At 55.4% G+C, this 21814-nt stretch carries 17 protein-coding genes; 10 read left to right on the top strand and 7 right to left on the bottom strand.

The window, feature by feature from the left end; genetic code table 11:
• Window positions 1-37 precede the first annotated feature (37 nt).
• The 3 genes from bhcC (at window position 38) to ACFE33_RS05650 (ending at window position 3302) form a co-directional block, all read left to right on the top strand.
• On the top strand, window positions 38-1201 hold the full coding sequence (bhcC, locus tag ACFE33_RS05660; protein WP_380057967.1) for a 3-hydroxy-D-aspartate aldolase BhcC: 1164 nt from the start codon (window positions 38-40) through the stop codon (window positions 1199-1201).
• 100 nt (window positions 1202-1301) lie between these two features.
• Window positions 1302-2267: an iminosuccinate reductase BhcD gene (gene bhcD / locus ACFE33_RS05655; RefSeq protein ID WP_380057965.1), complete on the top strand. Its 966-nt coding sequence runs from the start codon at window positions 1302-1304 to the stop codon at window positions 2265-2267.
• A gap of 18 nt (window positions 2268-2285) precedes the next feature.
• Entirely contained in the window at window positions 2286-3302 is a 1017-nt protein-coding gene (locus ACFE33_RS05650; RefSeq protein WP_380057963.1) for a type I glyceraldehyde-3-phosphate dehydrogenase, read from the top strand.
• Here the strand turns inward: ACFE33_RS05650 and ACFE33_RS05645 are convergent.
• Window positions 3286-4206, bottom strand: a complete 921-nt coding sequence (locus tag ACFE33_RS05645; protein WP_380057961.1) for a LysR substrate-binding domain-containing protein — start codon at window positions 4204-4206, stop codon at window positions 3286-3288. The genes ACFE33_RS05650 and ACFE33_RS05645 overlap by 17 nt on opposite strands.
• Window positions 4207-4361: 155 nt before the next feature.
• Between ACFE33_RS05645 and xdhA the strand changes: the two genes are divergently transcribed.
• From xdhA to guaD, 5 genes are all read left to right on the top strand, one after another.
• The gene (xdhA, locus tag ACFE33_RS05640; RefSeq protein ID WP_380057960.1) at window positions 4362-5825 is read left to right on the top strand and encodes a xanthine dehydrogenase small subunit; all 1464 of its coding nucleotides are present in this window, start codon (window positions 4362-4364) and stop codon (window positions 5823-5825) included.
• Between the two features lie 11 nt (window positions 5826-5836).
• Window positions 5837-8161: a xanthine dehydrogenase molybdopterin binding subunit gene (xdhB, locus tag ACFE33_RS05635; protein ID WP_380057958.1), complete on the top strand. Its 2325-nt coding sequence runs from the start codon at window positions 5837-5839 to the stop codon at window positions 8159-8161.
• A 4-nt stretch (window positions 8162-8165) separates the two neighbouring features.
• On the top strand, window positions 8166-9017 hold the full coding sequence (gene xdhC, locus ACFE33_RS05630; protein WP_380057956.1) for a xanthine dehydrogenase accessory protein XdhC: 852 nt from the start codon (window positions 8166-8168) through the stop codon (window positions 9015-9017).
• Between the two features lie 65 nt (window positions 9018-9082).
• Window positions 9083-10672 carry a xanthine/uracil/vitamin C permease gene (locus ACFE33_RS05625; RefSeq protein WP_380057954.1) on the top strand — a complete coding sequence of 530 codons (1590 nt, stop codon included), beginning with the start codon at window positions 9083-9085 and terminating at the stop codon, window positions 10670-10672.
• Window positions 10673-10767: 95 nt separating this feature from the next.
• A complete protein-coding gene (gene guaD / locus ACFE33_RS05620) occupies window positions 10768-12099 on the top strand; it encodes a guanine deaminase (RefSeq protein WP_380057952.1) in 1332 nt (443 codons plus the stop codon).
• Between the two features lie 47 nt (window positions 12100-12146).
• Here guaD and ACFE33_RS05615 read toward each other — a convergent pair whose 3' ends face one another.
• From ACFE33_RS05615 to puuE, 3 genes are read right to left on the bottom strand one after another with little or no spacing between them, the layout of a single operon-like run.
• Window positions 12147-13571, bottom strand: coding sequence for a uracil-xanthine permease family protein (locus ACFE33_RS05615; protein WP_380057950.1), 1425 nt, complete (start codon window positions 13569-13571; stop codon window positions 12147-12149).
• 46 nt (window positions 13572-13617) lie between these two features.
• Window positions 13618-14103: an ureidoglycolate lyase gene (locus ACFE33_RS05610; RefSeq protein WP_380057948.1), complete on the bottom strand. Its 486-nt coding sequence runs from the start codon at window positions 14101-14103 to the stop codon at window positions 13618-13620.
• The gene (puuE, locus tag ACFE33_RS05605) at window positions 14100-15512 is read right to left on the bottom strand and encodes an allantoinase PuuE (protein WP_380057946.1); all 1413 of its coding nucleotides are present in this window, start codon (window positions 15510-15512) and stop codon (window positions 14100-14102) included. Before puuE ends, ACFE33_RS05610 begins: the two co-directional genes overlap by 4 nt.
• A gap of 148 nt (window positions 15513-15660) precedes the next feature.
• On the opposite strand from puuE, the gene uraH reads away from it, so the two are divergent.
• Window positions 15661-16014 carry a hydroxyisourate hydrolase gene (gene uraH / locus ACFE33_RS05600; RefSeq protein ID WP_380057944.1) on the top strand — a complete coding sequence of 118 codons (354 nt, stop codon included), beginning with the start codon at window positions 15661-15663 and terminating at the stop codon, window positions 16012-16014.
• Here the strand turns inward: uraH and ACFE33_RS05595 are convergent.
• The gene (locus tag ACFE33_RS05595) at window positions 16011-16931 is read right to left on the bottom strand and encodes a LysR family transcriptional regulator (RefSeq protein ID WP_380057942.1); all 921 of its coding nucleotides are present in this window, start codon (window positions 16929-16931) and stop codon (window positions 16011-16013) included. The genes uraH and ACFE33_RS05595 overlap by 4 nt on opposite strands.
• A gap of 99 nt (window positions 16932-17030) precedes the next feature.
• Between ACFE33_RS05595 and ACFE33_RS05590 the strand changes: the two genes are divergently transcribed.
• The gene (locus ACFE33_RS05590; protein ID WP_380057940.1) at window positions 17031-18266 is read left to right on the top strand and encodes a urate hydroxylase PuuD; all 1236 of its coding nucleotides are present in this window, start codon (window positions 17031-17033) and stop codon (window positions 18264-18266) included.
• A gap of 3 nt (window positions 18267-18269) precedes the next feature.
• Here ACFE33_RS05590 and ACFE33_RS05585 read toward each other — a convergent pair whose 3' ends face one another.
• Window positions 18270-20645 carry a 1-deoxy-D-xylulose-5-phosphate synthase N-terminal domain-containing protein gene (locus ACFE33_RS05585; protein ID WP_380057938.1) on the bottom strand — a complete coding sequence of 792 codons (2376 nt, stop codon included), beginning with the start codon at window positions 20643-20645 and terminating at the stop codon, window positions 18270-18272.
• 82 nt (window positions 20646-20727) lie between these two features.
• Complete coding sequence (locus ACFE33_RS05580) at window positions 20728-21807, bottom strand: ABC transporter ATP-binding protein (RefSeq protein ID WP_380057936.1); 1080 nt, start codon at window positions 21805-21807, stop codon at window positions 20728-20730.
• Window positions 21808-21814 lie beyond the last annotated feature (7 nt).

The following is a 21814-nucleotide window of genomic DNA, read 5'->3' as shown; positions in this document are numbered from 1 at the left end:
GCGCGCTGGGGTATACTCCCGACATAGGATTATGGACATGAAAGATATGAGCAACTTTGACGCATACGAAATAGGCTTTGACATTCCTGCTAAGCCCGGACTGGACGAAGCAGATATCCAGACACCCTGCCTTGTGCTGGATCTCGGCGCGCTGGAACGTAACATCAAGAAGATGGGCGATTATGCCAAAAGCCACGGAATGCGCCACCGCGTGCATGGCAAGATGCACAAATCCGTAGATATCGCCAAATTGCAAGTCGAGCTCGGTGGTGCCTGTGGTGTTTGCTGCCAGAAGGTTTCCGAAGCGGAGGTATTCGCCCGCGGTGGCATCAAAGACGTCCTCGTTTCCAACCAAGTGCGCGATCTCGCCAAGATTGATCGCCTCGCACGTTTGCCCAAACTTGGCGCGCGTACGCTTGTTTGCGTTGATGATCTGGCAAATGTCGCGGACCTGTCCAACGCGGCAAAGCAGCACGGAACCGTAATCGAATGCCTTGTCGAAATCGACTGTGGCGCGGGGCGCTGCGGTGTCACAACCACACCCGAGGTCGTTGAGATCGCCAAGGCAATCGACGCTGCGGAAGGGCTAAAATTCTCAGGCATTCAGGCGTATCAAGGCGCGATGCAGCACCTCGACAGCTATGAGGACCGCAAAGCAAAAATCGACATCGCAGTTGAGATGGTCCAAGACGCCGTTGATACGCTCAAGGCGGATGGGTTGAATTGCGATATAGTCGGCGGTGGCGGCACAGGGTCATACTACTTCGAATCAAACTCCGGCGTTTTCAACGAGTTGCAATGTGGCTCCTATGCGTTCATGGATGCCGACTATGGCCGTATCCTCGACAAAGACGGCAAGCGCATCGACCAAGGCGAATGGGAAAACGCGTTCTTTATTCTCACGAGCGTCATGTCACACGCCAAGGCCGACAAAGCCATCGTTGACGCGGGCCTCAAGGCCCAATCCGTCGATAGTGGGCTGCCGGTCGTATTTGGTCGCGATGATGTGGAGTACGTTAAGTGCTCGGACGAGCACGGCATCGTAATGGACCCTGCCGGCGTTCTTAAGGTGAACGACAAGCTCAAGCTTGTTCCCGGCCACTGCGACCCAACCGCGAATGTGCATGATTGGTATGTTGGGGTGCGCGACGGCAAGGTCGAGAAACTCTGGCCCGTTTCCGCGCGCGGTTACGCGTACTAATCCGCACCATGCACTCGGTCCTAGCGGACCCCAAGCCGCCCCTATGCGTGCCATTCTGGCGGCGTCGCATAGGGGCGCACATAATTCCAAGGAGAATACTATGCTGATCGTACCCGAACGCGAAATCGCCAATCTCATGACACGCGAAGCGGCCTTTGATGCGGTTGAGAAGGTCTTTGCCTCGATGGCTTCTGATGATGCCTACAACTTCCCCGTTGTTCGTGAAGCGATCGGACACGAGGATGCGCTTTACGGGTTCAAGGGCGGATTTGATCGCGCGGGGCTTACGCTGGGCCTCAAGGCAGGTGGATACTGGCCGAATAACCTCGAGAAGCGTGATCTGATTAATCATCAGTCCACCGTTTTCCTGTTTGACCCTGATACGGGAAAGGCCAAGGCCATGGTTGGCGGCAATCTACTGACGGCACTACGCACGGCGGCGGCGTCCTCGGTTTCGATCAAGCATCTTGCGCGCGAGGACTCAAAAGTAATCGGCATGATCGGCGCAGGACATCAAGCGACTTTCCAGCTAAGAGCCGCGCTCGAACAACGCAATTTTGAGAAAGTCATAGGCTGGAACTATCACCCCGAAATGCTTCCGAATATCGAAAATGTCGCGACCGAAGCGGGCATTCCGTTTGAGGCGGTCGAGCTTGACGGAATGCGCGAAGCCGACGTCATAATCTCCATCACCTCGGCCTTCACGCCGTCTCTTTTGGCCGCGCAAGTGTCCGAGGGCACCCATGTTGCGTGTATGGGCACCGATACCAAGGGCAAGCAAGAGGTCGAAGCCGCCCTACTTGCCAAGGCTGCGGTATTCACCGACGAGGTGGCGCAATCTATCTCAATTGGCGAAGCTCAACACGCCATCGCACAGGGCCTTATAAATGAGGCAGATGTTCATCAAATCGGCGCTGTCATCAACGGCACCCATGCTGGCCGCACATCGGACAATCAGATAACGCTTTTTGACGGAACCGGCGTTGGGTTACAGGATTTGGCGGTTGCCGCATCTGTCGTTGATCTCGCTGTGCAAAAAGGCGTAGCTATCGAAGTTGATTTCTAATGCATGAGGCACCCAAACATGACCCGTCCGGTACGCGTATTTATTAATGGATTTGGACGTATCGGGCGGACCGTGTTTCGCCAATTGTCGAACGGCGCAAATGACCAAATTGAGATCGTCGGCCTTAACGACATCACACCACTCGCGAATTGTGCCTATCTCTTTCAATACGATAGCGTGTTCGGCACATTCCCCTCGGCGGTCACGGCGGGTGATCGTGAACTGCGGGTAAACGGGAGGCGTTTTGCTTTCCATCAGGAACCCGACCTCGGCAAGCTTGACCTGAGCGATGTTGATGTTGTGATGGAATGCACGGGCCGCGCAACGACCCGCCCAATCGCAGAGGCCGGATTGAACGCGGGTGCGGCTAGCGTTCTGATTTCAGGCCCCTCCTCGGCAGCAGATATAACAGTCGTGATGGGGGCAAATGCGTATCAAATGGGCGACGCGCGGATCGTCTCTAATGCGTCCTGCACTACGAACGCTATTGCGCCAATGTTGCGCACCCTAAACGAAGCGCTCGCAATTGAGCGCGCACATATCACAACGATCCACTGCTATACCGCCAGCCAACCCACCGTAGATCAGCCAAGCGACAGCTTTGCGAGAGGGCGCGCCGCTGCGGTTTCGATGGTCCCGACGACAACAAGTGCAGCAAGTCAGATCACGCGCGTATTGCCCGAGTTTGAAGGAAAATTAAGCGTATCCGCCGTACGCGTCCCCTGTATATCGGTATCTGCGGTCGATGCGGTACTGCAATTCGCACGGCTTCCAAAAGAACCGTTCGCTGAATTTCTGCGCGAAACCTTCGCAGGATCGCCGCTCATCGGAGTATCCGACGATCCCTGTGTTTCAAGCGATTTTCGCGGGCGGCCAGAATCGCTTATCCTTGCACTCCCTGAGACCCAAACGACGGGGCCGCATCAGGCGCGGATATTTGGCTGGTACGACAACGAGTGGGGATTTTCGGCCCGAATGATCGATATGGCCGTCCGAATGGCCGCCAGAGATAATACAGCTACTGACTCCCCCTAACCGCCTCGCGGAATGTCGACTGTGCACGCTGGACAATAAACTCGACCAGCAATCGCACTTTGGGGTCTTGCAGCTTTTTGTGCGGGTAAAGACAGCCAAAGATTGACGGCATCGGCCGCGCATTTGGCAGGATTTCAACCAATGCGCCTGCTCGTAGATGCTCGGCCACCTCAAACAACGGCTTATTAACAATCCCGCGATCATCCAGCGCCCAATTGAGCAACACGTCACTATCATCGGTGTCATATTTTCCCGACACCTCAAACTTCTGAAATCCTTCACCCACGCCCAGCGTCCAGTAATATTCAGGCGAGCGCGGATATCGCAGAAGCAGACAGTTATGCCCCTGCAACAGTTCCTCTGGCGTTTTCGGCGTTCCATACCGCTCAAGATACGCAGGCGAAGCACAAAGTACCCGATCACAATTCGCGATCTTGCGCAGCTTGAGGCTTGAGTCATGCGGCGTCCCAACAAAGAACGCCATATCCAACCCGTCAGCGAGAATATCGATCTTACGATCAGACATGCGCATACGGACCTCAATATCGGGATATTTCTCAACAAAATCAGGTATCAGCGGTGCAACGATCCGCCGTCCGGCCGCAAGTGGCGCGGCCATTCGTACCGTTCCGCGCGGCGCTTCCGAGAACTGCGCGACGACAGTTTCGGCATCATCAACCGCCTCGAGTATTCGCAAAGCCTCGGCATAGAACTGCTGCCCGACTTCTGTTGGCGTCAACGATCGCGTTGTGCGATTGAACAGCCGCACGCCCAGATGCTTCTCTAGCTCCTTGATCCGCTTGCTCGCCACCGCAGGTGTCAGACGCAGATCGCGTCCACCGGATGTGATACTTCCAAGCTCTACCACACGACAGAAAACGCGCAGACTTTCCAGATAGGCCATTGAGACTCCTAAAGACTCGTTCCTGTTCTGCGATAGCATACCCATTATCAACAATTTGTTGAAAGTATTTCACAAAGCACGCCATTTTTTAACATAGTCGTACTGTCTAAGCTCACTCTTATTCTCGCGCGGCGGGAACAGATGTGGGAGGACAAATGGCTCATCAGAACGATATTCGCTTTCTCTTGAATGGCGAGGAGAAATCCATCGCGGATGTGAAAGCAACGCTGACGCTGCTTGACTATCTAAGGATCGAGCAGCGCCTCATCGGCACCAAAGAAGGATGCGCCGAGGGCGACTGTGGCGCCTGCACGGTTCTGGTTGGGCGACTTCATAATGGCGTGCTTCGTTATGAAACGGTAAATGCCTGCATTCGTTTTCTGGCATCGCTCAACGGATGCCATATCGTGACGATTGAACATCTTTCGGGACCCGATGGGCGCCTTCACCCTGTGCAGCAATCAATGGTGGACTACCACGGAAGCCAATGCGGATTCTGCACGCCTGGTTTTGTTATGTCGCTCTATGCACTCTGGATGGAAAAGCCTAAGCCAACCGCGCATGAGGTTGAAACCGCCCTTCAGGGCAATCTCTGCCGCTGTACAGGTTATGAACCCATCGTAAAGGCGGCGCTTGCCGTGAACGAATATGGCACCCCCGCAAACGATCACCTAAACCGCGAACGCGCCGATATTACCAAGCGCCTAACAGCTCTGCAGCCAACAGGTCGTGTCGAAACTGGCCCCGAGGATGATCGCGCGATCCTCCCCAAAGATGTCGCAGATCTGGCGCAGGTTCTGGCCGACAATCCAAAGGCAACAATTGTCGCCGGTTCGACCGACGTTGGATTGTGGGTGACTAAATTCATGCGCCCCATCTCTCCTGTTGTTTTCATTACGCACCTCCAAGAACTGAAATCAATTGAGATCACCGATGAAGCCGTCACCATTGGCGCTGGCGTTACATATACGGAGAGCGAAGAAGCGATCCGCGCGGCCTTCCCGCACCTTAGTGAATATTGGGACCGGATTGCCGGATGGCAGGTTCGCAACATGGGAACCATTGGCGGCAATATCGCAAACGGGTCCCCCATCGGGGATACGCCGCCCGTGCTTATCGCGCTCGGAGCTGAGGTAACTCTCGCAAGTGCCACTGGCGAACGCAGTTTGCCGCTCGAAGAGTTCTTTATCGACTATGGCAAGCAGGATCGCGAGAGCGGAGACTTTGTTTCCTCGATCCGTATTCCGCGCGCTCAAGAAGGTCAGATTGATGCTGCGTACAAAATATCAAAGCGGCGGGACGAGGATATTTCCTCGGTCGCGGCGGGGATAAGCGTAACAGTTTCCGAAGGCATAATTACCGACGCGCGCATTGCGCTTGGTGGCATGGCGGCAACCCCCAAACGAGCTGCACATGCCGAAGCAGCACTGCGTGGCCAGCAATGGGGCAATACGTGCTTTGATACCGCTGCGGAGGCCCTCTCGCAAGATTTCGCACCGCTCACAGATTGGCGCGCGACGGCTGAGTATCGGCTGTTAGTGGCGGGGAATCTGCTGCGTCGTTTCTATCTTGAACATGATACCAACCATGACGCCCCTGTGCGCTTGGCAATTGCATAAGGGGACACGCGATGAAAGACCTTCAGACCATTCAGGGCGAGACCCATCAAGACCTAAAGCACGACAGCGCCATCAAACAGGTCATGGGCCGCGCAGAGTATACCGACGACATTGCCGAGCCTGCGGGCACCCTGCATGCCTACCTCGGCGTTTCAAACGTCGCACACGCGCTTATCAATCGAATGGACCTGTCACGTGTTCGCGCCGCCCAAGGTGTAATTACTGTGCTCACTGCCGCGGACATCCCTGGCGTCAATGATGTAAGCCCCTCCGGGCGCAACGACGAGCCCGTATTCCCGACCGAAAAAATCGAATTCCACGGCCAGCCCATGTTCGCGGTCATCGCCGAAACGCGCGACGCTGCGCGGCGTGCGGCGGAACTGGCAGATGTGGACTATACCATTCTACCACACGCACTCGATCCGATCTCTGCACGGAACGCAGGGATGCCGCTTGTGACGGACCCACTTAAACTTGAGCGCGGCGATGTTGGCAAAGGCTTTGAAACCGCAAAAAACCGCATCAAAGGCCAGATCGTAATCGGTGGGCAGGATCATATGTACCTTGAGGGGCATATTGCTTTTGCGATTCCGGGCGAAGATGACGATGTGATCGTCCACTGCTCAACTCAACACCCAAGCGAAGCACAGCATATGGTCGCGCACGTCCTTGGTGTGCCGTCCAATGCGGTTGTCGTAAACGTGCGCCGTATGGGGGGAGGTTTCGGCGGGAAAGAGAGCCAGATGAACCTCTTTGCCGCAGTCGCCGCAATCGGCGCCAAGAAACTGAACCGCCCCGTCAAAATCCGTCCCGATCGCGATCAAGACATGACGGCCACCGGAAAACGGCACGATTTCGTCGTGGATTACGACGTTGGCTTCGATACCGAGGGCCGCATTGAGGCCGTCGAAGGGCAATTCGCCGCGCGCTGCGGATATTCGTCGGACCTATCAGGCCCTGTTACCGATCGCGCTTTGTTTCACGCCGATAACGCTTATTTCTATCCAAACGTGCGGCTAAATTCGCGCCCACAGAAAACCAATACCGTCTCGAACACGGCATTTCGCGGCTTTGGCGGACCGCAAGGCGTGGTTGCCGCAGAGCGCATGATCGAAGAGATCGCCTTTGCCCTCAACAAAGACCCGCTCGACATCCGCAAAGCCAATTTCTATGGCGACGAGAATGACGGGCGCAACGTCACCCCTTATCATCAAACCGTCGAAGACAACGTAATCGGAAGGATCGTCGAAGAGCTTGAAGAAAGCGCCGAATACCGATCCCGCCGCGCCGACATCATCAAAGAAAATGCCAAAGGTGGCGTTATTCGCCGCGGGATCGCGCTTACTCCAGTGAAGTTCGGAATCTCGTTTACGGCAACATGGTACAATCAGGCGGGTGCGCTGATCCATATATACAGTGACGGATCAATCCATCTGAACCATGGCGGCACCGAGATGGGTCAGGGCCTGAACACCAAGGTCGCCCAAGTTGTGGCCGAAGCATTTCAGGTGGATTTTGACCGCATCAAGATCACCAAAACCACCACCGAAAAAGTGCCCAACACATCGGCGACTGCGGCCTCGTCTGGCTCAGACCTCAATGGTATGGCCGCATTGGATGCAGCCGAGCAGCTAAAAGCCCGCCTCGTCACATTTGCCACCGAAAGCCGTGGCGTATCCCCGGACACCGTTCGGTTTATGCCAAACCATGTGCAGATCGGCGACGAGCTTGTCCCCTTCGCCCACTTCATCAAAGAAGCATATATGGCGCGGGTGCACCTCTCGGCCGCTGGGTTCTACAAAACACCCAAGATCCATTGGGATCGCGCGTCGGGTAAGGGTCGGCCGTTCTATTACTATGCCTATGGTGCGTCCTGCTCGGAGGTTTCGATTGATACGCTGACGGGGGAATACCGCGTCGAGCGCACGGATATCCTGCATGATGTCGGGCGCTCACTGAACCCGATCCTTGATAAGGGTCAAGTTGAAGGCGCGTTCATTCAGGGTATGGGATGGCTCACCACCGAAGAACTCTGGTGGGACGACGCGGGTCGCCTGCGCACCCATGCGCCCTCGACCTATAAAATCCCGCTCGCAAGTGATCGCCCACGCGAATTCAACGTAAAGCTCGCCGACTGGTCCGAAAATCGTGAAATGACGATCAAGCGCTCCAAAGCCGTCGGAGAGCCGCCGTTCATGCTCGGTATTTCGGTGCTAGAGGCGCTATCAATGGCCGTTGCCAGTGTTGCTGATTACCGGCACTGCCCGCGACTTGAAACACCTGCCACGCCAGAGCGTATTCTGATGGCGGTTGAGCGGCTTAAGGCACAGGGTTAATCCGATGCAACAGGCAGGCAAACTCCGAGAATTTCTGGAAAGCAACGACCCTGTCGCGAGCCTTCGCCTGACCCGCGTGCGCGGTTCTTCTCCGCGCACTACGGGGACCGAAATGTACGTTCGTGCAGATGCTCTCTGGGGAACAATTGGCGGTGGACAATTAGAGCACCGCGCGATTGACGCGGCTCGCGAATTACTGCGCGCGGGGAACCTTTCGGCGCATCTCGATTTACCGCTCGGTCCTGCAATCGGCCAATGCTGTGGTGGCCGCGTCGAAATTGCTGTCACCCGAATGAGTACATCCGACAAAGAACACGCCCACGCAGAGGCTCTCCGCTATGATGCCGCACTGCCCGAGGTTTATATCCTTGGGGCGGGCCACGTCGGGCGCGCGCTTGCCGAACTTTTCCAACATCTGCCAGTGCGTGCGGTTCTTGTCGATCAACGTGAAGACGAGCTTGAACAATGCGGCGCCGAGGTCGAAAAACGTCTAAGCGCCATTCCCGAGATCGACATCATGAACGCCCCTAGTCAAAGCGCGTTCATCGTCCTGACCCACGATCACGGCCTTGATTTTCTGCTCGCCTCTGCCGCCCTTCAACGGAACGACGCGGCCTATGTCGGGCTTATCGGTTCAGCAACCAAGCGCGCAAAATTCGCAAGCTGGGCCAGAACACATTGCGGCGGTCTCTCCGTCGACTCTCTAATCTGCCCCATCGGGGCAGGCGGCAGCCGCGACAAGCGGCCCGCCGTGATCGCCGCCCAAGTGGTGGCCGAAGTAATCACGGCACTGACCTCTGAAACTGCCGCAGACCACCCCGCAAGGGGCACTGTTTCGCATATCGCGGCACAGTGAAACGTTGATGTCTGCGCAGTAGGGAGACTCCGCAGGCATCGGCGCACAACAACAAGGAGGTCCCCATGCGGGATGGGAGTTACACGTACAGGCTGTTTAACCGCAGCGACTTCAGCGCCTTTTGGGCACTGTTCACTGACAATCTTATCAATCTGATGGTGCTGGCAGGCATCTGCCAGTTTGTTTTCCAAATGCCGGCCGAGATCGTCTATGGCCGTATCGTTCCGGGCGCGGCCATCGCAATTCTTGCTGGTATTGCCGTTTATGTCTGGCTCGCAAAACGGGCCGCCGAGAAAAGCGGGCGCGATGTTACTGCGCTTCCTTACGGGATTTCTACGCCAGTGATGTTCGTCTATTTGTTCGGGGTTGTTGGGCCGATCTATTGGTCCACGAACGACCCGCTGCTTGCGTGGCAAGTCGGTATCGGCGCTGGCTTTATGGGCGGAATTGTTGCGGCAAGTGGCGCACTCATTGGTCCGTGGCTTAAGCGCGTAACGCCTCGTGCGGGGATGCTTGGTACGCTCTGCGGTATTGCGCTTGTGTTTGTTGGCACGGTCCCGCTCGCGACGATCTTTGAGAACCCGTTTATCGGCTTTTCCTCAATGATTATAATCCTCTGGGGACTGGTTGGGCGCTTCCGCCTTCCTTATAACATTCCTGCGGGCTTGCTCGCACTCATCGTCGGAACGGTTGTGGCCTTTGCCATCGGAGAAGCAAAAATCAGCGCCGAAGGTGTCGGTTTTTACCCGCCCCTACCCTATGTTGGCGACCTGATTGCAGGGATTCAGTACCTTTTTGCCAATCCTGAACTGTTCCTCGTTTTGGTACCAGTACAGATCTACAACTTCATCGAAACGATGAATAATGTCGAAAGTGCCGAGGCAGCAGGCGATCATTTCCCCGTGGGAACCTGTCAGGTTACTGATGGGGTTGGAACGATGATCGGCGCTCTGTTTGGCTCGCCCTTTCCAACTACTGCGTATATCGGGCATCCCGCATATAAACGCATGGGCGCGCATTCGGGGTATATTATTGGTGTAGGCGTGGTGATCCCCTTCGCAGCGTTCTTTGGTTTGCTGGCGTTTCTGAACAACCTGATCCCTGTCGCCGCTGCGGCGCCTGTGCTGGTATTTGTCGCGCTGAGCCTCATCACAAATACTGCGCACTCGGTGAAAACCGATCACATGGCGGCGGTAACAATCGCGATGATGCCGCATGTTTCCTCGTTCCTGATTACCAAGTGGGGATCGCTTATTGCAGCCCTCGCGGCGGTCGGGGTTGCGGGCATGCCGCAGCTTGGGGATGAGGCCCTTACCGCAGCGCTCCTTCAGCAAGGCGCGCATTTTGAGGGGCATCTTGCCCTATCACAGGGAGCAATCCTAACCGGACTGATCTGGGGCGCGATGGTCGCGAGCGTTATCGACGGGAATTTCCGCAACGCAGGCGGCTTTGCTCTTGCGGCGGCGATCATGTCCTCTGTCGGCATCATCCACAGCGCCAGCCTACAATGGCCCGAGCTTAGCGCCGTTTCGGGAGGCTATCTGATTTCCGCAGCGTTCCTGCTGATTTACCCGCTCTTTCACAAAGAAGACGATATGGTAAATGGCAACGCAGTGGTTGACGAACCGCCACAGGCCACCACCCCCGCCGAATAACTATCGGCCCTAAATTTGGCTTATGTGCGGGCCACGCCATCCCTTCCGTTTGGCCCGTTCATACTATTCCACCCCTCTCACAACCGGATCAGATCATGACCAACCTTACCCAAAGGCGGCTCCTGCGCGGGCGCATCCTTGATTTCAAACGCGCTCCTGTGAACGAAGACGACAAAGCGGCTTACTCGTACATCACGGATGGCGCGATCCTGATTTCAAACGGCAAGATCGAAGCAACAGGCACCTATGCTACACTGGCGAGCACGGCTCCGGATGCACAGGTGATCGATCATCGCCCTCACCTGCTGATGCCGGGTTTCATTGATACCCATGTGCATTTTCCACAGGTTCAAGTCATTGCCTCTTGGGGGTCGCAACTTCTGGATTGGCTCAACAATTACACCTTCCCCGAAGAGACCCGTTTCGCAGACAGCAGCCATAGCTCCGCGATGGCCGAGCATTTCTTTGATCTTCTAACCAGCCACGGCACGACAACGGCGGTCGCCTACTGCTCGGTTCACAGCACCTCAGTTGACGCATATTTCACAGAAGCCGCGCGCCGTAATATGTGCATTATTGGCGGCAAGGTCATGATGGACCGCAACGCCCCAGAAGCGCTGCTTGATACGCCGCAGACGGGATATGACGATAGCAAAGTACTGATCGAGAAATGGCACCGCAAAGGCCGCGCGTATTATGCGATTACCCCGCGCTTTGCGATCACCTCGACACCTGAACAGCTTGAAATGGCGGGTGCGCTTGTGGCGGAGCATCCCGATTGTTTTGTGCAAACTCATCTAAGCGAGAACCACGATGAAATTGCATTCACGGCAGAGCTCTACCCCGATGCGCCCGACTATCTTGGAGTATATGAAAAATACGGGCTTCTGACTCCCAAGATGTTGCTGGGGCACTCCATCCATCTCACGCCGCGCGAGATTGACCTACTCGCCGAGAGCCAAGCAAAGCCCGTGTTCTGCCCGACTTCGAACCTGTTTTTGGGGAGCGGTCTCTTTGATGACGCGGGTCTGCGCGAACGGGGAATTATAAACGCAATCGCGACGGATATTGGTGCGGGTACCAGTTATTCGATGCTTCAGACGCTGAACGAAGGGTATAAAATCCTGCAACTCCAGAACCAAAAACTTCACCCGCTCGCGGCCTTCCACTGGATTACGCGCGGCAACGCCGAGGCGCTTGGCCTTACGGATCGGATCGGTACGCTGGAAGCGGGATCGGATGCGGATATCGTCGTACTTGATGCGCGCGCGACACCTGCGATGGATTTACGAATGCAGCGGGCAGAAACATTGTCCGAAGAGTTGTTTATCCTGCAAATGCTCGGTGATGATCGCACGATTGATGAGGTTTATGTTGCAGGCAAGTCTGTGAAACGCGCAACGGCCCGAAAGCAAAAGGCGGCGTAAATTCCACGCCGCCTTTCACCAAATTCAATGCACTTTAGCCGAGAGAGCTATGCGCGATCCTCTTTGGGCAAAGAGCCGTGACCATGCCCTGCCATTCCGCCTGAAACCTCTTCGGTTGCCTCGTCTGACAATTCTTCAGGAAGGATCAAGTTAAGTACAATCGCGATCAATGCAGCCGGAAGAATGCCTGAAGTAGCAAGCACTTGCATCGTTCCCGGCATATGCTGAAGCGCGGCGGGTTCTAGCTGAAGCCCAAGACCAAGCGAGAGCGCAATCGCAAAGATCACCATGTTACGACGGTTCCAATTCACATCGGACAGCATCGAGATACCCGCTGCGACGACCATGCCGAACATAACGATCACACCGCCGCCCAGCACCTCAATCGGGATCGACGAAATCACCGCACCGATTTTGGGGATCAGCCCACAGATAATCAGGAACAAAGCACCAATCGTCACGACCATGCGGCTCATCACGCCAGTCATCGCAATCAGACCCACATTTTGTGAGAACGACGTATTCGGCAAAGCGCCAAACAGCCCTGAGAGCGCCGTGCCAACACCATCGGCAAACGTCGCTCCTTGGATTTCCTTATCGGTCGCTTCGCGTCCAGCTCCGCCTTTGGTGATACCAGATACATCGCCGACAGTTTCAATCGCCGATACAAAAGACATCAAACAAAAGCCGATAACTGCCGCCGCTGTGAACTCAAGCCCGAAGTGAAGCGGATTGGGCAATGCAAACGCCGCAGCAGTCCCAACAGATCCAAGGTTCACTTCTCCCATCACGAATGCAAACGCATACCCGACAAGTAGACCAATCAGCACCGCAGATACCGAGAGCATACCGCGCGCAAAGAACTTTAGCCCCAGCGTTACGATAATCACGAGCAACGCCATGCTCCAGTTCATCAACGAACCATACTCAGGCGTACCAATCGCAGGGACACCGCCCGCAGCGTATTGAATGCCGACCTTGACCAGCGCCAGACCAATCATTGTCACCACAAGGCCCGTGACCAACGGCGGCAATGCAAACCTTAGCCTACCGATGAAAATCCCCAAGAACGCATGAAAACAACCGCCGACCAATACGCCGCCCATAAGGACTGCGATTGCATCAACGCCCTTGCCCGCAACCAGAGGTATCATGATCGGAATAAAGGCAAACGACGTGCCCTGTACAATCGGAAGCCGCGCACCAACGGGGCCAATACCGATCGTCTGGAACAGAGTGGCAATGCCTGCAAAAAACATCGACATCTGAATCATATAGATCATCTGTGGGAAATCGGGGCTGTTTGAGCCAAAGCCAAATCCCGCTGCCCCGCACACGATAATCGCTGGCGTTACGTTCGAAACGAACATCGCCAATACGTGTTGAATTCCAAGTGGCACCGCTTTGGCGATGGGTGGCGAATAGTTTGGATCGCGGAGTTGCTCCGGCGTTCCGAGTGTTGCATCTGTCATGGTTGTCCCTCCCTATGACGCGTGAACCGGCTCCTCCACCGGTTTATTAATCGTCGAGTATTAGTTTCGTTTCGAGCCAGCACTCCTCTAGATTTGCTCCGTCTCCGATACGGTCCACCACAGCAAAAAGCCCCGGTGCGTAGAGCGGCGTGAGAACGCCGTGCCATACCCCACGATGGTAATTTACGCCCTGTCCTGGCGATGTCTTGAAGGCCAGCGGACGTCCTGGTTTGCCGTCCTCATCCGGCGCAACCACGACGATGAATGGCTTGTCGGAAAGCGGCAGGAATGCCTGACTTCCCTCTGGATGCCGCTCCATCATTTCAAGCGTGATCGGCAAGCTATATGCCTCTGACTGGAAAATGCTTATCCCCGCCCGGCCATCGCCGAAATCAAGCGTCGCGCGGTCATGATAACGGCCGCATTTCCCTTGGTTGATCATTTTGGTCGCTTCGCCAGAGGCATCAAGAATATCGCCAAAGGGCGCGAATGCCTCCGCTGTCAGGGGCTGAATGGTGATCTTGTTGCTCATGCGCTTAGTTTCTCAATCAGGCGCAACTCCGCGATACGCTCCACTTGCCGACAGGCCTCGGCAAATTCGGTTTCGCGGTCGTTGTTAATGCGGCGTTTGAACGCCTCAAGGATCGACGACTTATCGTAATCCCGAACGGCGATAATAAACGGAAAGCCGTGGCGCTCTACGTATTGCGAATTGAGGTTTTGGAATGTCGATCGCTCCTCATCCGTCAACAAATCAAGGCCCGCGCCCGCCTGCTCGGATGTGCTTTCGGCGGTTAGCTTTCCTGCTGCGGCAAGTTTACCCGCGAGGTCGGGGTGCGCTGTCAGAACGCCGAGGCGCTGCTCTTCGCTTGCGGAACGGAATACACGCGCCAAGGCATTATGAACGCCCGCCGCGGTATCGTGCGACGGCCCAAGCTCTAGCTCGAATGCTCCCTCTGCGATCCATGCGCTGTGCTCGAAAATTCCGCCGAACTCGTTGACGAAGGCCTCTTTGGACATCTCGGATGGCTTGTTCCGTTTCACTGGCGGATGCTCCTTGGCCCAATGGTCGGCAATTTCTTCACGTGTCGCAAACCAAACGCCTTCATGTTTCATGAAATATTCAATCGCACGTTTGAGCGCCGCTGCGCGTCCGGGGCGGCCGATAATGCGACAATGCAAACCAATCGAAAGCATCTTGGGGGCGCCCTCCTGCCCTTCGGCATAGAGCGTATCGAAACTATCCTTCAGATAGCTTTCGAACTGATCTCCAGTCGTAAACCCTGCCTGAATCGCGAACCGCATGTCGTTGCAATCCATCGTATAAGGCACGATCAACTGATCCTTGCCGCCTGCTTCCATCCAATAGGGCAAATCGTCAGAGTAGCTATCTGCGATGTAGGCAAAATCGCCCTCTTCGGCAGCTAGGCTAATCGTGTTCATCGAACAGCGCCCCGTGTACCAGCCCCGTGGCGGCTGACCGACGACTTCTGTGTGCAAACGGATCGCTTCGCGAATTTGTCCGCGTTCTTCTTCGGGCGACATATCCTTGTGCTCAATCCACTTCAGACCGTGACTGGCGATTTCCCAACCGGACTGTTTCATAGCCGCCAACTGCTCGGGCGCACGGGCCAAGGCGGTTGCAACACCGTATACCGTAACTGGAATATCCTTAAGCAAACGATGCACGCGCCAGAAACCCGCACGGCTGCCGTACTCATAGATCGTTTCCATGTTCCAATGACGCGCACCGGCCCAAGGCTGCGCGCCCGTGATTTCAGAGAGGAACGCTTCTGATGCGACATCCCCATGCAAAACATTGTTTTCGCCGCCCTCTTCATAGTTCAGGACGATCTGGACTGCGATCTTGGCGCCATTCGGCCATGTCACGCGGGGCAGGTTCGCGCCATAGCCTGTCATATCTCTCGGGTAACGATTCACGGTTTTTCCTTTTTGAGTTAACTATGCCTAAACTAGAAAATGCTCGACTGTTTTCAAAAAAAGCAGAAAGGAGCCTTTTGCCATTCGGACTTTGCCACAGACACCACATCTATTCTAGAAACACTCAACCATAGCGGAGGCATATACCATGACCGGATATCTCACTACTCACGTCCTCGACACAGCACGCGGTTGCCCAGCGGAGGGTTTAAGAATCGAACTCTACCGCATTTCGGGAAAAGAGCGCGACCATCTCAAGACTCTCATGACGAACGATGACGGACGCACAGACGAGCAAATTCTGCCGAGCGATAGGTTCGAAACGGGAGAGTATGAGTTGGTGTTCTACGCGGGAGCGTACTTAGATGCGATCGGATCTCCGCCAGAAGATCCACGCTTTCTAAACGTAATTCCGATCCGCTTTGGGATGTCAGAGCAGTCACATTATCACGTGCCGCTCCTGCTTTCGCCGTTTGGCTATTCCACGTATCGCGGCAGCTAACGTATCTGATCCGTCGCCCGAATGGTCGTGCCTATCTTATCGATCATGAATTCCATGAACAAACGCGTTTTGGGGTCTTGTCTGCGGCGGTGCGTAAAGAGACACGCCATCTGAATCGGTTCAGGTGGCGTTTTTGTTGCGACCTGCACAAGCGCTCCATCCTTTAGGTGCTGCGCGATTTCAAACACCGGCTTCATTGCGATGCCGTGCCCATCCAACGCCCAATCCGTAAGCACATCCCCATCATCAGATTCATATCGCCCCGACACCCGAAACCGCTTGGGTCCGTCGGGCGTGGCCAAACGCCACTGAAATTCGGTCGCACCGGGGAACCGCAAACTCAGGCACTCGTGCCCGCCTGACACAAGGTCATCGCCACTCTCGGGCATTCCGTATCGCTCGATATACGACGGTGACGCGCACAGCACGCGCTCAACATCCGCAATCTTGCGAATGCGAAGGTTGCTGTCTTCTGGCTGGCCAAGGAAAAACGCAAGGTCCAACCCCTCGGTGGTTAGATCAACCTTACGATCTGTCAGACGCAAACGCATGTTGATTTCGGGATATTCCTTAAGAAATTCAGGCACCAAAGGTGCAATCAAACGACGCCCTACGCCTAATGGCGCCGCAACATAGAGAGAGCCTTTCAGGTTCTCGGTCATGTTCACGATCTGCGCCTCGGCATTCACGACCGCCTCAAGAATATCAGACGCGCCACGATAAAATGACTGCCCCTGCTCCGTAGGTGTAAGGCTCCGTGTTGTCCTCTGAAAAAGCCGCACTCCAAGGTGTTCCTCAAGCTGAGAAATCCGCGAGGACGTCACGGCAGGCGATATCCGAAGGTCACGCCCCGCGGCAGACATACTTCCGAGTTCATAAACGCGCACAAAGGTGCGAATGTTATCCAAATAAGACATTGTTCTGTTTTTTTTGATGCTGCTTGATATTTTGCAGCAATACCAGAATAAACTTGTTCCGCCTAGTGTGTAAAAAATTCGAATCTTTGGAGGAAAGCCATGTATGATCTGGTAATTCTATGGGACTGGGTCGCCTTCGCGGTCCGCTGGCTACATGTGATCACGGCGATGGCATGGATTGGCGCCTCATTCTTTTTTATTGCGCTCGATTTGGGCCTAAAGCCCGCACCGAATATGCCCAAGGGCGCACATGGCGAAGAATGGCAGGTCCATGGCGGCGGATTTTACCATATCCAGAAATATCTCGTTGCCCCCGAGAATATGCCCGAACACCTGATCTGGCATAAATGGCAGAGCTATATCACTTGGGTCTCTGGCGCGGCGCTCCTCATGATCGTGTACTGGGTAGGAGGAGAGCTTTTCCTGCTTGATCCGACCAAAGCGGACCTCGCACTTTGGCAGGGTATCTTGATTTCGGGCGGTTCACTCACACTTGGTTGGTTGGCCTATGACCAGCTTTGCAAATCCAAACTGGGCGAGAGCCCGACGATCCTGATGCTGCTGCTCTTTGTCATTCTGGTTGCGATGTCATGGGGTTACAATCAGATCTTCACCGGACGCGCAGCGCTTCTTCACTTGGGTGCGTTCACCGCGTCGATCATGACGGGAAACGTTTTCTTTCAGATCATGCCAAACCAGCGCATCGTTGTGGCCGACCTCAAGGCGGGACGGACACCCGACGCAAAATACGGCAAGATTGCCAAGCTGCGTTCGACGCACAACAACTATCTAACGCTTCCGGTTGTCTTCTTGATGCTGTCGAACCACTACCCGCTTGCCTTCGCAACGGAGTACGCTTGGATCATTGCCAGCCTGATCTTCCTGACTGGTGTAACCATCCGCCACTACTTCAACACCATGCACGCGACGGGCAAAGGGCCGACTTGGACTTGGCTGATCACAGCGATCCTAATGATCGTGATTGCGTGGCTGTCGACCGTTCCCGCCATGGAAACCTACGAAGAATCCGAGGCTCGCGCGCTTACACCTTACGAAGAAAAATACGCCTCAGCGGATACATTCGAAGAGGCGTACTATGCCGTCGTCGGCAATTGCTCAATGTGCCACGCACGCGAACCATCTTGGGAGGGGCTCCACTGGCCGCCAAAGGGCGTGGTGCTTGAAACCGAAGCCGATGTTGCGCGGCACGCCAAGCAAATTTACCTCCAAGCGGGTAGAACGCACGCAATGCCGCCACCGAACGCAATCCAGATGGAACCAGAAGCCCGCCAGCAGATCATCGCTTGGGTTCGAGAAGTTAACGCTACGAACTAGTTCTCACACCATCGAAATACGGCGGCCAGGCGTCAGGCCATTGATTTTCTCAATGATGCTTTCTGCGTCAATATTGAAATGGCGATAGAGATCCTGAATCGTCCCCGTCTGACCGAAATGTTCGACACCAAGTGGGATCGTGCGATGCCCCTGAACGGCCCCAATCCACGAAAGCGTCGCGGGATGACCGTCAATCACTGTCACGAGCTGACAATGCGGCGGAAGCTCTTGCATCAGACGCTCGATATGGCTCGCTGCATTCTTCTGACCACGAGCACGCGCGCGTTGAGCCGCGGTCCAGCCAGCGTTCAAACGGTCCGCTGACGTAACCGCCAGCACCCCGACATCACGACGACCTTCGGCAAGCGCACCTGCCGCGCGAATGGCCTCTGGCGCGATGCTTCCCTGATAGGCGATGACCACTTCACAGCCCGGCCCCGGACGCCGCAACCAATAGGCGCCGTCAATCGCGCCCTGTTTCCAGTCGACGTCGGGACGTTTGCCTGGTTGCTCAATCGGGTTGGTCGAAAGCCGCAGATAGACCGATCCGCCGGTTTCATCTCTCAGCCATGTGCGCTCGTCCGGATCACCTTCGCCGTTGCGTTGCAAGTAGGCAAACGACCATTCCATAATTGCAGCGAGCTCGTCTGCAAATGCGGGTTCAAATGCCGCAAGCCCGTCCTGACTCATGCCAATCAAGGGCGTACCGATGGATTGGTGCGCGCCGCCTTCTGGGGCCAAAGTCACGCCTGATGGCGTTCCGACAACCATGAAGCGCGCATCCTGATAACACGCGTAATTCAATGCATCGAGACCGCGCGAGATAAACGGATCGTAAAGCGTTCCAATCGGGATCAATCGTTTGCCAAACAACGAGTGCGAAAGCCCCGCAGCCCCCAGCAACAGAAACAGGTTCATTTCCGCGATCCCAAGCTCGATATGCTGTCCCTTGGGCGTGAATTCCCACTTGGCCGTTGAGGGGATACGATGCTCGATGAACGCATCGGCCTGTTCTTTGCGCGCGAACAACTTGCGCCTGTTCACCCACGGACCGAGGTTTGTTGTGCCCGTCACATCGGGCGAGGTCGTGACAATTCGGTCGGCCAGATCACTGTCCCCCTTGGATAGGCGGTCCAGAATCTTACCAAATGCCATCTGTGTAGAGATTTCGCGATCCGAGGCCATTTCAATCGCGGGGACAGCAAGCACGTCGTCCGCGTAGCGGCGCGCGCCTTTGGCAAAAAACGGCACCTGATCCAGAAATGACTGTAGCGCGGCGGTATCCGTGACAGTGGCGAATTTCTCCCACTCCTGCCCTTCTGGAACGCCCATTTGCTCTTGCCATTCGGCCATCTGCGTCTTGGTCATAAGGCCGCCGTGGTTATCCTTATGTCCGGCGATCGGCGTGCCCCACCCTTTGATCGTATAGGCCAGAAAACAGGTAGGACGATCATCCTCCACGCTGGCAAACACCTCAGCCATTGTCTGCACGCAGTTGCCGCCAAGGTTTTCCATCAATGCCGCAAGCTCATCGTCGGATCGTTTTTCAATCAACGCAGTTACAGCGCCTTGATCTCCAAGGTCATCCATCAATTTTTTGCGCCAAACCGCGCCGCCTTGATAGGTCAGCGCCGAATAGAGTTGATTGGGACAGTCATCAATCCACGTCCGCAGGCGCTCTCCGCCCTCCTCCGAAAACGCGGCACGCTGGAGAACGCCGTATTTGATCCGAATGACATTCCATCCGAAAGCATCAAAGATCTTCTCAACCCGCGAGAACAACCCCTCGCGCACAATTCCATCAAGCGACTGGCGGTTATAGTCAATGATCCACCAGCAGTTCCGCAGGTCGTTTTTCCACCCCTCCTGCAATGCTTCATAGACATTGCCTTCGTCCAGTTCCGCATCCCCAACGAGTGCCACATGGCGGCCCTGAGGCACCTGTGCGCCCCAGTCTTTGGCGGCGATGTAATCCTGAATAATTGACGAGAACGTTGTGATTGCCACGCCCAGCCCGACAGAGCCAGTTGAGAAGTCCACGTCATCAACGTCCTTGGTGCGGCTTGGATAGGATTGCACACCATCAAACCCGCGAAAATTTTGCATTTTCTCAAGCGTTTGATTGCCCATCAGATACTGCATTGCGTGAAAAATTGGCGAAGCATGTGGCTTGACCGCGACCCGATCCTCAGGGCGCAAGGCCGAGAAATACAGAGCGGTCATGATCGAAACCATAGAGGCAGAGCTTGCCTGATGGCCACCTGTCTTGATGCCGTCTACTTTGGGCCGAATGTTGTTGGCATTGTGGATCATCCAATGAGACAGCCACATCAAACGGTTTTCGATGGTTTTCAGGTGTTTCTCATCTGTCTTGGTCATAGGTCGTCCTCAATTAGGCTGAGTTCTCCTGCCGTGTGAAATTATACCACACGTTACGCAGGTCAGAAAAAGTGATGCGGTTCTAGGCGGCCTTGCCCAATGCTCGCCGCAGGGCCGTGCCGTCCGCCGCAAAGATATGCGCGTTCTCGGCCTGAATTCTTAGGCCAAGACGATCACCGGATTTTGCGGGAATATTCCCGTGTTTACGCACCATCAATGGCCCCAGCCCTTCGACATTCGCATAGATATTCGTATCGGACCCAAGATGCTCGACCACATCCGCCACACCGATCAAATCGCCCTCGTTCGGATCAACCACGTCAATGTGCTCAGGACGAATTCCCAGCTCGACCGCGATGCTTGTGTCCGGCAGGTGTGGCAGTTCGATCGTGCGGCCATCAGCCGTTTGTACCGAATAGTCACCCCCGACAATCGGCACGATATTCATCGTGGGAGAACCGATAAACTGTGCAACGAACTTGTTCGCAGGCCGTTCATAAAGTTCAAGTGGGCTACCGACCTGCTGAATATCGCCACCATTCAATACGACGATCCGATCCGCAAGCGTCAGTGCCTCAACCTGATCATGCGTCACGTAAATCATTGTCGCGCCGAGTTTCTGGTGTAGCCGAGCAATCTCAAGGCGCATTTCAACGCGCAGCGCAGCGTCAAGGTTCGACAAGGGTTCATCAAACAGGAACGCACGCGGATCACGGATAATGGCGCGCCCCATCGCAACCCGCTGTCGCTGACCACCTGAGAGGGCCTTGGGCAATCGCTCCGTCAGCGCCGAAAGGCCGAGCGTTTCAGCGGCTTTCTTAACACGCGATGCACGTTCATCGGCGGGGTCTTTGCGGATTTCCATCGAGAAACCCATGTTGCGCGCAACGTCCATATGCGGATAGAGCGCATAAGATTGAAACACCATGGCGATATCCCGATCACGCGGGCGCACATCGTTCATCCGCTCGCCGTCAATCAAGAAATCACCGCCAGTAATCGGCTCAAGCCCAGCGATCATGCGCAATAGCGTAGATTTACCGCAACCTGACGGCCCGACGAGAACAATGAATTCACCGTCCTGAATGTCGAGGTTTATGTCGCGCAACACTTCGACCGTACCATAGCGTTTTACAACGTCATTGAGTTCAATTCGTGCCATATCGGCC

This window comes from Falsihalocynthiibacter sp. SS001, from assembly GCF_042445055.1.
In the GTDB taxonomy this organism is placed as follows: Bacteria; Pseudomonadota; Alphaproteobacteria; order Rhodobacterales; family Rhodobacteraceae; genus Falsihalocynthiibacter.
Note: the sequence above shows the minus strand (reverse complement) of the source record. Positions and strands in the feature narration are given on the sequence as shown.

Coding starts and splice junctions, on each gene's coding strand:
- guaD (WP_380057952.1), top strand. CDS start 10,768: ATGACCAACCTTACCCAAAGGCGGCTCCTGCGCGGGCGCATCCTTGAT.
- xdhC (WP_380057956.1), top strand. CDS start 8,166: ATGCAACAGGCAGGCAAACTCCGAGAATTTCTGGAAAGCAACGACCCT.
- ACFE33_RS05625 (WP_380057954.1), top strand. CDS start 9,083: ATGCGGGATGGGAGTTACACGTACAGGCTGTTTAACCGCAGCGACTTC.
- ACFE33_RS05580 (WP_380057936.1), bottom strand. CDS start 21,807: ATGGCACGAATTGAACTCAATGACGTTGTAAAACGCTATGGTACGGTC.
- xdhB (WP_380057958.1), top strand. CDS start 5,837: ATGAAAGACCTTCAGACCATTCAGGGCGAGACCCATCAAGACCTAAAG.
- uraH (WP_380057944.1), top strand. CDS start 15,661: ATGACCGGATATCTCACTACTCACGTCCTCGACACAGCACGCGGTTGC.
- ACFE33_RS05610 (WP_380057948.1), bottom strand. CDS start 14,103: ATGAGCAACAAGATCACCATTCAGCCCCTGACAGCGGAGGCATTCGCG.
- ACFE33_RS05615 (WP_380057950.1), bottom strand. CDS start 13,571: ATGACAGATGCAACACTCGGAACGCCGGAGCAACTCCGCGATCCAAAC.
- xdhA (WP_380057960.1), top strand. CDS start 4,362: ATGGCTCATCAGAACGATATTCGCTTTCTCTTGAATGGCGAGGAGAAA.
- bhcC (WP_380057967.1), top strand. CDS start 38: ATGAAAGATATGAGCAACTTTGACGCATACGAAATAGGCTTTGACATT.
- bhcD (WP_380057965.1), top strand. CDS start 1,302: ATGCTGATCGTACCCGAACGCGAAATCGCCAATCTCATGACACGCGAA.
- ACFE33_RS05645 (WP_380057961.1), bottom strand. CDS start 4,206: ATGGCCTATCTGGAAAGTCTGCGCGTTTTCTGTCGTGTGGTAGAGCTT.
- ACFE33_RS05585 (WP_380057938.1), bottom strand. CDS start 20,645: ATGACCAAGACAGATGAGAAACACCTGAAAACCATCGAAAACCGTTTG.
- ACFE33_RS05650 (WP_380057963.1), top strand. CDS start 2,286: ATGACCCGTCCGGTACGCGTATTTATTAATGGATTTGGACGTATCGGG.
- ACFE33_RS05595 (WP_380057942.1), bottom strand. CDS start 16,931: ATGTCTTATTTGGATAACATTCGCACCTTTGTGCGCGTTTATGAACTC.
- ACFE33_RS05590 (WP_380057940.1), top strand. CDS start 17,031: ATGTATGATCTGGTAATTCTATGGGACTGGGTCGCCTTCGCGGTCCGC.